Below are 13259 nucleotides of genomic sequence, written 5' to 3'. Positions count from 1 at the left end.
GCAAAGGACAAGAACTTGATCCCATAAAACAGAAAAACCGCGCCAGGCGCGGATTCTAATGGGACTATGTTATTGTTCACCGACACCAATCCATAGTCCAGATATTGAGCCTCCGACCGTTTCAAAATAAAAGCCCTAATCAATCAGCAATTTTCTGGCCGCCTGCATCATTTTTTTCGGTCAGATCGGGTGCGGAGCGCTGCGCGGATGGTGCATTCTTGACGGATTTGGAAACACTGCCTCCATCGCCCGATGTAACTTTTGGCACCCCCATATATGACAATGCTTCGGATACGATCTCTTTAAACACCGGCCCTGCCGCAGCACCACCGCCAGCAGCATTAGCAGGCTCGTCAATGCCGACATAGACCACAATCTTCGGATTATTAGCCGGTGCGTATCCGAGGAAGGACGAGTGCACCTTATCGCGGTCATACCCTCCCTTACCGTCGGGTTTAATCGCCGTACCGGTCTTACCTGCTACACTATAGCCTTCAATATATGCATGGCGGCCGGTTCCATGGACCAGGTCTGCAACGACCTGCTCCAGATAGCTGCTGGTTTCCCTGGCGCTTTCCTCGGAAATAACCTGGCGTACCACCTGGGGCTGGGTTACGGTAGTCTTGCCGGTATTCGGATCGGTGGTCGCCTTGACCACGTGCGGCACCATCAGTTTTCCGCCGTTGGCGATGGCCGAGATGGCGGTAAGCTGCTGAATCGGAGTAACAAGCACTTTGCCGTGCCCGAATGCAATCGTCGCGTTCTCTGAAGCATTATTCGGAGTCGGATTGACGATTCCGCTGATTTCGCCCGGCAGGTCAATACCGGTAAGATCGTTAAATCCGAAATCATCCACGTATTGCAGCAGCCTTTCCGGACCGAGCATTTCATAGCCAAGCTTGACGAAGGCCACGTTACTTGACCGCTTCACGCCTTCCAGGAAGGAGATTTCGCCATAACCGCTTCTCTTCTGGTCATACAGCGGCTTGCCGTACCCCTTGATGCGGATAGAACCGGACATGAAGGTTGCGTCAGAATCGAACAAATTCTCCTCCACCGCTCCGGCAAGAGGTACAATTTTGAACGTGGAGCCTGGTTCAAATCTTGTTTTGATGGCATGGTTGAAGAATACCCCTGGATCAGAGGCATATTTCCAGAACTCATTCGGGTTAAAGGTTGGCATATTCGCTAGCCCCAATATCTCCATGGTGCTGGGATCCGCGGCAATTACCGTAATACTCTTGGGTTTATATTCTTCATAGGCCTTCTGCATTGCCTGCTCGATATAATACTGGATTGTGCTATCAATCGTCAGTTTGAAAGTACTTCCATTGACCTCCGGCTGGTAAGTGTCCTCCGAGTCAGGCAGCTTGATGCCTTTGGCGTCGCTCTGGTAGAATAGCTTACCATCCGCACCCTTAAGCTGCTTGTCAAAATACTTTTCGAACCCCATCACCGCGTTGCCATCGCGGTCCGTATAACCCAAAATATGTGCGGCCAGTGTTTGTTGCGGATAATAGCGCTTCTGCTCCCTAATCAGGCCAACGCCAGTCTCCAGAGTGTCATGTTCACCCTTCAGTTTCTCAATGAACTCGTTGACCTTGTCGCGCAGCTCCTGGTCTATCTTCCAGCCTTCATTACGGATCTCCCGGTTCTTCAGATACTTTCCGTTCTCGTCTTTGGCTTCCACGAGCGCCTTAAGCTCATCCTCAGGCTTGCCGAGCAGTTCATGTAGGCCGGTGATAACTTCTCCCCCGATACTGAGAGCGTTAATCGCTTCCGGATTGACCACTACTGTGTAGGCGGGCACATCGCTAGCCAGCATCCTGCCGTTGCGGTCCTCGATCGTGCCACGCACCGCTTTAAACACCGAAGTATGGGCCCATTGCTTTGCGGCCTTGGTTTGCCAGAAATCACGATCCAGCACCTGAATCCAGAACACTCTGCCGAGTAAAACAAGAAAAAAGAGGGTAATGCACCCTCCTATAAACAGCGTACGAAGTTTTATTCTCTTCACCATAAGCAAACCCCACAAACATATATATTGCAATTTTCGGCAAATCGCTCGTTAATAGTCACCGCGTTTTGTTCACTGATATGAATGGTATCGTCGGCATTCGTCTCCTGATATCCCATATCCATGGCTAGCTGAACAACCTTGGCACGGGATTACTGTTTTTCCTTGTCCCAGTAAGGCTCATTATTGTAGGCATAGGTAATGCCAGGTTTTTTATTAGTTTGATAAATGATCACCTTAATGAATACCAGGCTCGTTACACATTGTACAATGTATAACAAGGTAAAAACAACCATTTTTGTGAATCCTTTGTCACTGCGCTATTTCGCGAACTTAGGCTACATGTAATAGACAATTGGAACATCTTTGTGAATTCTCCATTTCACTGTATGCGGGCATTCAGATAAGGAGCGCTGAGCCAGCATGAGGTTGAGCAAAAATAAATTCAACGGCTGCCTGCTCGGCTTTTATCTTCTCAATTACCGCCATTTATGCCAAGAGATTAACAGCATCTATTGATGTCCTGATCGTATCCGGCGCCAGTCTGTTCACCGATGGACTGATGCTCATTTTTCTGACTATGCTATGAAACCGTATGAATATTTCTTTTTCTTTTTGGATGATTTCAGAATGTTCCTCGTGCCATCTAATCCAGTATGACCATGTTGTTTACTATAATCTGTTTAGTATAAACGCTTTTATTTTATGAACATTACTTTTTAATTTATTTTAAAGTATCTAGACACGGCGAAAATAGTTGTGTTACATTTGTGTGAATAAAGTAATGCTGTTTGGCTGGTGATTTGTAACCTGTAGGTGAAAAGTGACGTTGAGGATGCGATGATTTCCTATTGAAGCGCGTACCTTCAAATCTCTTCAGCATATATGTAAAATGTCACTTCCGCCCTAAAGTTAAAGCGCTTAAACTTTAGAAGTGTGGATAGCACTTATTGTTAAGCGGTTTACTTTGGAGATCAGTCTAAAGGGAAGGAGGATTCATTGACGTTAATTAAACTAACCATCACTAAAGGAGGAATTTTTGTGTACTCATTGAAATCGACCTCAGGCACAATGAAAGTGATGTTACTTGTCATGCTTTCGGCGGTTATGCTTCTAGCGACATTAGCCGCCCCTGCACCGCTTCAACGGAAAGCTCATGGAGCGGGTGAATTGAAACCGTTTCCTCAACAAGTCAGCTATCCGGGTATCATTAAACCAAACCACGTCAGTCAATCCTCGATGAACAGTTCTGTATCTTCCTACTATAACTATTGGAAGGCTACTTATCTTAAAAACAATTTGTCCTCGCTGCCCGGAGGGTACTATGTAAAAGGTGATATTACTGGCGAAGCGGACGGCTTCGATCCTCTCGGCACATCGGAAGGCCAAGGATACGGTATGGTTATTACCGTGCTAATGGCTGGATACGATACGAATTCCAGAACAATCTATGACGGTTTGTTCAAAACGGCTAGAGCGTTCAAGAGCTCTAATAATCCGAACCTGATGGGGTGGGTAATAGCAGATAGTACTGGGGCTCAAGGGCACTTCGGTTCAGCAACAGATGGGGACCTCGATATCGCTTACTCCCTTATTCTAGCTGATCGCCAATGGGGCTCGACTGGAACGATCAATTATTTGGCTGAAGCCAAAAAGATGATTGGCGCTATTAAGCTTAGCAATGTGACAACTAACAACAGGCTGAATCTTGGTGACTGGGATACGAAGAGCGCCTTGAATACGCGTCCCTCCGACTGGATGCTCAGTCATCTACGGGCTTTCAATGAAGTTACTGGAGATTCAACTTGGCTAAATGTCATCAACAATCTGTATAACGTATACAGCCAATTTACAGCAGCTTATTCGTCTAGCACAGGTCTGATTTCGGACTTTGTGGTAGGCAACCCGCCTAAGCCGGCCCCCCCAAACTATTTGGAAGAGTTCCCTGAAACAAATGAATACAACTACAATGCAAGCCGTGTACCACTTCGTATCGTAATGGATTACGCCTTGTACGGAGACACCCGTGGTAAGGATATCGCTAATAAAATGGTAGTATGGATCAAAGGAAAAACAGGCAACAATCCGAACAATGTGAAGGACGGTTACCAACTGAACGGTTCGAATCGCGGTACTTATGCGACAGCGGTATTCGTAGCGCCTTTTATCTCCGCAGCGACGACTACCAGCACGCATCAAGCTTGGGTCAATGCAGGCTGGGACTGGATGAAGAACAAAAAGGAAAGTTACTTCAGCGACTCCTTTAACATGCTGAACCTACTGTTCATCTCGGGGAACTGGTGGAAGCCTACCTACAGTGCAGCGGATACTCAAGCTCCCTCGGATCCAACGAATCTGAACGCAACAGCAGCTTCAAGCAGCCAAATTAATCTGAGTTGGACTGCTTCTACCGATAATGTCGGTGTAACAGGCTACCGGGTATTCCGTGACGGCGTGGAAGTAGGAGCGCCTACAGACACATCCTTCAGCGATACCGGACTTACCGCATCGACAGCTTACAGCTATATGGTAAAAGCTGTCGATGCCGCAGGCAACTTGTCTGCTAACAGTAATACCGCATCAGCAACTACAAGTTCAACTCCTGCTGCCGGTATCAACCTTGCGCTGGGCAAGACAGCGGTAGCCAGTTCTATCGAAGGTGTAGGATTTGAAGCTTCCAAGGCAACAGACGGCAACTCTACTACCCGTTGGGCGAGCATCGAAGGAAGCAACAATGAATGGATTTACGTCGATCTGGGCGCAACCCAAAGCGTAAACCGCGTCAAGTTGAATTGGGAAGACGCTTACGCTAAAGGCTACAAAGTTCAGGTGTCTAACGACACAACAACATGGACGGATACTTACGTAACAACGACCGGTAATGGTTCTATTGACGATATTACATTTACCGCAAATAGCGGACGTTACGTCAGAGTGCTCTGTACTGCTAGAGGGACCGTATACGGATATTCGATATTCGATTTTGAGGTTTACAGCTCTTAATTGAACAAATCCTGGCGGATATGACTCTGTCAGGATTTGTTTGTCTAAAGAGCAGAATGTAACTTCTCGGGGGGGGTTCGTAAGTAAACGAATGGCCTCTTTTTGTGATCTCATTTGAGATGTCTTAAACTTCTACCCTTTAATCGCCATAAAAATGCACCCCCTAGAATTTCATCGGACAAACCAGGGGGTTTATCCAATATCTATTCTAAGGGGTGCATTTCAGTTATCATCAAGACTTTTTTGATGATAACTGAAAATGAAATATTCATAATTATTCAGCGATTGCCTTTTCAACGTCCTCGAAACGAATCTTTATGAGACGCTGCAGTGCATGTTAGAGGGTTTCGTGTGTAGCTGCTATTGTTAGCGAATACTACTTCATGATACTAATGGATTTCGTAGTATTATTGAAGAATACATCTGCACCAAAATATTCAGCAATGAAGCGTAACGGGAGCATAGTACGTCCGTTTACAAGTTCAGCTGCAACATCCATTCCTGGTGCAAGTTCACCGATCGCAATGGACAAAGTCTGACCTTCCAAGGTAATCATTACGGTTTTCGTAATGTTATCCCAGCCTACATTTGCTCCTAAGCTCTCCGCAACGAAGCGCAGTGGCACTAAAGTTCTGCCTTTAACTACCATCGACTCAACATCCATACTCATTTCGATTCCGTTTAATTTATACCCTTTCTTACCTAGAGTAAGTTCTAATTTCACAGGTTCAGGCTTGGTTGTAACAAAGATATAGCCTAGTCCTTTTGCCGTGAAGGTAAATTTACCTGTCTTATGGTCATATTTGCCGCCTAAGCGTTCCATGTTACCGTCTAATCGAAGCATGACACCGCATAACATGCTAATATCGTTAGTCGACAACTTCTCTTTTGACAGATCGAAGGTTACGGGTATAAGCCCTGTATAATCCGTTACTTCCCGGCCATCCACGAAGATCTTCAACTCATATCCCCGCCCTATAACTCCGTCTCTATCATTTACAGGTTTAATGACAACCTTCATACTCTTGCCTGTATTCAACTGCTTCAACAATTCAGGGGACAATTCAACAGATACGGTGTCATTCGTAACGGTTAGCGGTTTGTTGGCTTTAATAATCGCACCGATCGTATCGTTTTGAATCTCAAGCTCATCTTTTCCGGCTGACATCGTCAATGCAATGGAATTGCCTTTCATCAGCTGCTCTTTGATTGTAGCATCAATAAGATCTGCTACCGGTGATTCTGGAGAAGGAGTCGGCGTGCTGATTTGACCACCTGATCCTCCGCCGTTATTATTTGCAGTAATTACGATAGTTAACTCTATCGTATCCATGCCAGCATGGTTAGAAGCCGTAACAGTGAATTTGTATGTTCCCGCTTCATTAGGCACCCCTGAAATAACACCCGTAGCTCCTTCTAATTTCAACCCTGCAGGTAAATAATTATCTCTCACTGTCCAGGTAATCGGTTCGTCGCCGTATACCGCTAATGTTACCGTATAAGGTTCTCCAACTTTGCCGCTTGGCAGATTCTTAGTGATAATCTCCGGAGCTGTTTCCACTGGCTTATCCTCTTTAATCTCGATGCTCAATACTCGCTTATCTATACCAAAATCATTCGTTGCTGCAACAGTGAATTCGTAATATCCTGCCTCTTGAGGCGTACCCGAGATAACGCCTGTTGCTTCATCTAGGTTCAAATCTACTGGTAAATCTCCTCCCTGGACCTTCCAAGTAATCGGTTCGCTGCCGTATACCGCTAATGTTACCGTATACGGTTGTCCAACTTTGCCACTCGGCAAAGTCTTAGTGATAATCTCCGGAGCTGTGTCAACTGAGACATCTTCAGTAATAACTATATTGAACGATTTCGAGTCACTGCCTGCGTCATTGTTAGCTTGAACTTTAAATGTAAATTGACCCCATTGATCCGGTGTACCCGAGATAACACCTGCATCTTCATCCAAGCTCAATCCTGATGGCAATTGACCATCTACAACAGCCCATTTGATCGGCTTATCGCTGTCAGTGGTAAGAACTGCCGAATAAGGTTGTCCTACCTTGCCATCCGCAAGCGATTTCGTCGTAATCGTTGGCGCAGTACCTGCGTCTTCAACCCATTTCGCATATAATTCAATATCCCTTGAAACAGGATCAGCAACGAAATCCCAGACATCGTTTAATCCTGCATCTTGATACCAACCGCCGAAAACAGTGTTTTCTTTTGTCGGCGCTGTTGGCTCGGTAATTGTCCCGCCCATATCTGCGAACTTCATCACCACTTCGCTGCCACCGTTGGAATCAAAAGTTACCGCATAAGGGTTGTGTGCGCCGATGGAAGGCGTTCTGCCGCTAAGTGGATTGCCGAAGAAGTCTGTTCTCTCCGTCATATGAGGCAGAGCGTTCGCGCGATCCACATATGGGCTTACAATCTCGGCACCTGCACCATAGGCCAGGTTATTACCGTCAGCAAGACGGAACCCGTTCATCGCACTGTAATCAAGCTTGGCATCAACTTTTCCGCTGTTGGTAATCCAATGTTCCGGCGCAGATTTATAATCATTTAATATAGAGTTAAGTTCCTCTTCCGATACATAGCGGTTGTCAGTTGCTGTTACGCCTGCACCTAGATACCCGCCTCCGCCTGCGTTCATGCTACCAAAAAGATTAGCCGGATATACAATGTTGTTCGTAAAACGTCCGGCTGCAAATGAAGCAGATGTTCCCCCGCCTTTCAGACCAACCTGGTTGTTTGCCCCAGTGTAGGCAAAAATATTATTTTGGAAATAAATATGCAAGTTGGAGGCCGTCGGATCAAATACTAACGAACTGCTATTCTTCAATGGTGTGACGATGACATTGTTATAGTATAATCCGCTTAATTCCTCGCTCGTTGAAGAACCTCCCGCAAGTAATATAAGACTGTTAAAGCTCTTGTTAAAATCCGGGCTGCGACCGTCGTTCACGCTAATGTTATAGCGAACGATATTGCCCTTGGCAGCATTCATCTGTAAGTACCAACCGCCATAGTTATTTCGGCTGTAATTGTATTCATACACATTGTCCTGACAATAGTTGTCAATGTCCCATGCCATACCGTCATTACTTGCATGATAAGGGTTGTCCACGGCTTCATTATAGCGGAAGATCGTGCCTTTACTTGCCATAATCCACGCTGCCGCATAGTTTTGCGAACCTAGATATGTTGGCGTTGTATTATTTGGCCCCCAGTTCGTAACCAGGTTGCCGCTCTTATCGCTTAAATAGCTGTATCCGCTGTCTGTGACCACATTTCGTTCCACAAGGGAGTTGTTCCCGCCGGACATAACAATGCCATCTCCAACCGAACTAGAAATCCAGTTGTTTCTAAACACAGCGTTTGATGCCCAAGGATAGCTTGAGTTACTCCAAGTAATGCCTGTGTTATTCGTCCCAGGATTGCTTGGTCCGTAGGCATTGTTACGAATACCTTCGTTATCGCAGCGAAGGGTTTTATTTCCTTCAACCAATATATCTACATAACCATTAATAATGATGCCGCCGGATACCTTACTTGCTCCATTTGCTTGGTGCAGCCCATTAACATCATGAACGTAGTTATCTCGAATGACGATTCCTTGCATACGAGCATCAGCATAATCTTGAATATTAAACTGACCTTGTCCCAGCTTGGAAATCCGTGACATTACAGCGATACCAGAACGGCCGTCACCTGCTTTATTGCCGATGTTCGTTACTTCAATTCCACTGACTACCCAATAGTTAACGTCATATAACTCAATTGTACCGTTTAAGGAAATGCCTGATGGGCTTGACGCTGTTCCTCCACCATTAATTATCGGGCGTCGGTTAGGGTCGGTCGTATTATATTTTGTAAGCGTAATCGGATTTCCTTCCTCACCATTGCCGCGCAGTCTGATTTGTTCGTTCCATACGCTATTCGCATCCAGATAAATGGTTGAACCTGGCATAAATACATATTCATTAATCTTGGAGATTGATTTCCATGCCGTAGCCGGTGTGCGTCCATCTGAATGATCGTCACCGTTATTGGAGAAATAATAATCACGGACTTCAAGTGGTAGAATGTTCAACTCGAATGTGATTTCGGCAGGATTCAGATCCAGTCTAATGGTATATTTTCCTGGCACGATATTATTTCTTGCGAATGATTCTTTGTTAATTTTCAATACATTACCGCTAACCGTATAATCCACATCCCGCTGCAGTGTTACAGCGCCGATCTCCACTCCAGCTAGATCTGCTAAATCAGGATTTACGGTGATATTATAGTCGTCCAGACCAATAACATATGTGCTGTCTTCTAAGTGGCTATACTCTTTGGGCATGAGCTTTAGCGTAATAGAAGATGTTCCGGTTTGGGCTGTTATTCCACTATCGATAACATATACGTCATCGATAAAGTGCCTGTTCTGTATATCCTTAATCGTTCCAGCCTTGTTGCCCCAGTTCGTAGCAAGCTGCAATGCATCGATCTTGGAAATATTGTTCTTAACTAGGGTATCAAAATTGCCGCCATCTGTTGATTGCCTTCTAATGTCTTTTCCATCGATTTTATAGGTCGTTCCCGTTGATGTAACGAACCATTGGAATTTATGCCAGCCTTCGCTTCGCTTGACATCTACAGGATAGAATCTCCCGGATGAACCGGGTCTGACTGCGTAATTGGTCAGATTTGTGGCCCAATCGCCATCTCCATTGCCATAATTTATTGCGATATGTTCATTGGATGATGGGGTTAAGCCAAAGACAGCGTGGTCATTGGAAGCCGCTCTGCCATCATCATAGTACCAAGCAGTAACGATTGTTGTCTTACCGGTTGCAGGGGCGTAATTATAGGTACCTGGAACAGTAGCCACCTGACCGGCGCCGCTTGATGTTGCGGCTTTTCCTCCGGTACGGGACATCACATCGCTGTGAACATATCCGTTCGCACCATTTGAAAATTTCTTCTCCCCTTCAAATCCATCGTAAAACATAGTGTCAGCCTTATTGAAGTAATCAACGCTTACTTGAACAGTGACCTCTTCGTTCCCTGTCGGAACATAACCTTTCTTAACCGTCACGAATCCGGCATCATCAACTTCAATCTTATCCTTGTCTTGATCTGCCGGTCTGAAGCTGATGTTATCAGCAACGAACACATCAGCAGTGTCAACGATTAACCGTGTTCTATCTCCTGCCCGTAAAGTATCGCTCTGGCGAATTAGTGCAATGTTGGCTGAATATTGTGCACTCTCCTCTGATTCATCAGAGTCCAAGAATCGTGACGTTGCATTGCCGTTTGCTTTTACTTTAAATGTATCATTTAAAGTCGGGGACAAAGCCGCATCATTGCTTGTTGCTGCAATCGGGCTTCCTTTAGCCACTCCATTACTGAAGAGTTGAACCGAATAGGCAGATGCGTTAGCGACGCGGTCCCATGTAGCGTATGTGCCGTTCCATCTGACATTTACCGGTACAGGCAATTTCTCGATCTTTAATATTCCGGATGCTGCAACTTCTTCACTGATGTCCCCCGCATTATTAATGACAATGGCTGTAACCGTGTAGTTGCCCACTCCCAGTGCCCTTGCATAGGGCAGAACATGATGCCTTTCGTGATTGTTAGGCTGGTCGGGTCCTCCATTTTTCGATAAATAATAACCAACAGGTCCACCGTCTTTGAACAGTGTTACAAGGGTGTCACCGTAATTGGAAGCGCCACTATAAATGCCCGTGTCCGAGTCAAGCGTCGGTTTAATTGGCGCATTCACCTGTGTATTGGTGGTTATCAACAACGGTGCAGCATTGGATTTCACCACAATTCCGTCTGCCGAAGACACTTCGCAATAATAGAAATTGCCTTGTTGTGAAGCTGCGTCCACATTGGGAAGCGTTAATAGCGCCTTATCAGCTCCGCTGACTTTTGTCCCGTTCAAGCCAGACTCGTCGTCAGATACATACCATTGATATGCTGAAGCAGCGGCTGATGCCGCAACGCTAAATGTTGCTGTCTCACCTTGCTTCACTTCTGCCGCTGTTGGCTGAGTGATTATTTCTAAATTTGGCAATCCACCGGGAGGTACCAAATTCAATGTTAATGTTCTGGTTCCTGTTGTTGTAGCCACATCTTTAACAACATAAAAATCGTCGATTAGATGTTTATTTTTAATATAAGCTTTGTTACCTGACTGGTTGTTCCATCCTCCAGCTATTTTAGGCTGAATGGTTGTACCGCTCTTCATAGCTTTGTAAATATTACTTTGCGCTGAATCGGATATTAATGTTCCGTCTATTTGTAAAGTCGCACCATTCGGTGTAATGAGCCACTCGAATTTATGCCAGCCTGTGGAACGTAAAGCCCCGCTATCTTTCCAACGGTTGCCTGCTGTACCCGCTGATGATGGTGCATATGCCCAAGTATATCTAGTCGGGTTATGAATAACATCAGCCTCTGAACTTTGATAGAATGTCCCGGCAAAGGTGGCATTTTTGCCATCTACAATAGCAAATTGAGTTCTATCCGTCGCTGTCTTCTCCTCATCAGGATACGGGTCAAAATACCATGCCGTCATCTTATAATTGCTACCTGCCGGCAATGCCACGTCTTGGGTTACATTTTCATTATTCGTATCATTCGAAGGTGTAATCGCTTTCAATCCAGAACGGGACTGAGCATCGGAAAGCGTGTATGACGAACCTAATTTGCCAGTTGATGTCATTGGACCATTGTTGTTCTCGAAATCCTCCATGAATAATACATCTGAGTCATGGTAATAACTCGCCGCGGCCGTGATTGTCACCGGGATGCCTGGAGCATCTGGCAACGCAAATGTATAACCGCTAGCTAAAGTAATGTTCCCCTGATTATTAACAGTTAAAAGATTCGCATTGCTGGAATCATAATTAACCTCGTCAATAACCGGTCCTTTCACGAGACTGCTTAAAGGCGAACCTTTATAGGTAAGATTCACCCTGCCTGCCTGACCTGCCGCTTGTGTCAATTCTAGTACAACAGAGTCAAAAGATTCGCCCCCTCCCGCAGCTGACACTTCAGATGAAGGCGCCAAGCCGAACAGACCAGGGAACACCAACGAAGTTGCCGTAATCATCGACAAAGCTTTTTGCATCCATTTCGATCGTATCATCCAAAAACTTCCTCCCTTTGAAATTAATAAATTAATACTTTATAAAAAATCTGCATCTATGGAAGCCTCAATAGACATAGATTTTTATAAACTTAAAAACATAACTATTCTAGTTCACTACTAATTCACTGAATCGATTACCGTTATATACGATCTTCAACTTATTCGTATTTGCAATTAACGCTCGCAAGTCAGACTCCGCCGATCCGTATAGAATGGAATCTTTCACTTCTTCCAGTTTAAGCTTGGTGATTTCCGGTTTTGTGGTTAATGTGGCAACGACATCCTCGCCCATATATTTACCGATTACTGTCTCACCTACAGAAGCAGCAGCTAAAGACTCCCAGAACTTAAGAGACTCGGTTTCTTCTTTGGATATATCCAAACGGTTTAGCACTTTCTCTTCCTTGGCCTGTCCCGCTGTCGCTAACGCAGCCGTCAATTCATTTGCAACACGAACATATTCCGCACTTTTTGATGCATACTCAACTTGCAACTCTGCTTCGCTCATTTTCGTTTTTTTAACCTGCGTTTCTACCAAATCCGGCCAACGGGCGCCACTTAAATATTGCATGTATTGATTTAAATCAAACTGAGGCAATCCATAGTAAGTCCCTTCTGAATCATCCATCTTAGCTCGCTTAACATTTTCATCTTCCATGTCGGATTTTAGCTCATCAAAGCTTTTGTAAGGGGCGATCCCCCGCTCATCTGCAATAAATTGCTCCTGCTTGGTCTTTAGCAATGCAGTCATTGCAGATTTTTTGGCGTATTCAGTTGGGGTTTCATGATTTTCTCCGTATTGACGTGTCCAGAAGCCCTCATCTACTTGGACCCCATAAGTTCTGAAGAAATAGTCTGCCGTTATAGCTCTTTGCTCCTTGACATAAAATTGAAATTCGTCCTCTGTTACGGCGTATCCATCTACTGTAAATATCCAATCTTCAGGTAGCTCCGCCTTTTTGTTAGTTAAACTCAACACGAGTAAAGCAAGAACAATCAGAGTGGTAAACAAAATAATCACGGTTGCTTTTCGTCTAGTAATCCCCATGACGCCCCACCTTTCAAATATTCAACCTAGCTTTGCAA

General features: G+C 45.1%; 4 protein-coding genes and 1 pseudogene. 2 read left to right on the top strand and 3 right to left on the bottom strand.

Features of this window, described 5'->3' with window-relative positions; genetic code table 11:
* Positions 1-139: 139 nt before the first annotated feature.
* Positions 140-2020 carry a peptidoglycan D,D-transpeptidase FtsI family protein gene (locus H70737_RS15110; protein WP_052404302.1) on the bottom strand — a complete coding sequence of 627 codons (1881 nt, stop codon included), beginning with the start codon at positions 2018-2020 and terminating at the stop codon, positions 140-142.
* A gap of 1158 nt (positions 2021-3178) precedes the next feature.
* On the opposite strand from H70737_RS15110, the pseudogene H70737_RS31245 reads away from it, so the two are divergent.
* Both H70737_RS31245 and H70737_RS31240 read left to right on the top strand, forming a co-directional pair.
* A pseudogene (locus H70737_RS31245) lies at positions 3179-4327 on the top strand (glycosyl hydrolase family 8); the annotation flags it as partial.
* A complete protein-coding gene (locus tag H70737_RS31240) occupies positions 4304-5020 on the top strand; it encodes a galactose-binding domain-containing protein (RefSeq protein ID WP_231573488.1) in 717 nt (238 codons plus the stop codon). The pseudogene H70737_RS31245 and the gene H70737_RS31240, both read left to right, overlap by 24 nt.
* A gap of 376 nt (positions 5021-5396) precedes the next feature.
* Here the strand turns inward: H70737_RS31240 and H70737_RS15100 are convergent, their stop codons facing one another.
* Complete coding sequence (locus H70737_RS15100; protein WP_042188452.1) at positions 5397-12170, bottom strand: stalk domain-containing protein; 6774 nt, start codon at positions 12168-12170, stop codon at positions 5397-5399.
* A gap of 109 nt (positions 12171-12279) precedes the next feature.
* Positions 12280-13221, bottom strand: coding sequence for a hypothetical protein (locus H70737_RS15095; RefSeq protein ID WP_042188450.1), 942 nt, complete (start codon positions 13219-13221; stop codon positions 12280-12282).
* Positions 13222-13259: the final 38 nt, after the last annotated feature.

Origin of the sequence: Paenibacillus sp. FSL H7-0737 (genome assembly GCF_000758545.1) — a bacterium.
Classification (GTDB): Bacteria; Bacillota; Bacilli; order Paenibacillales; family Paenibacillaceae; genus Paenibacillus_AQ.
This window is presented reverse-complemented; position numbering and strand designations above follow the sequence as displayed.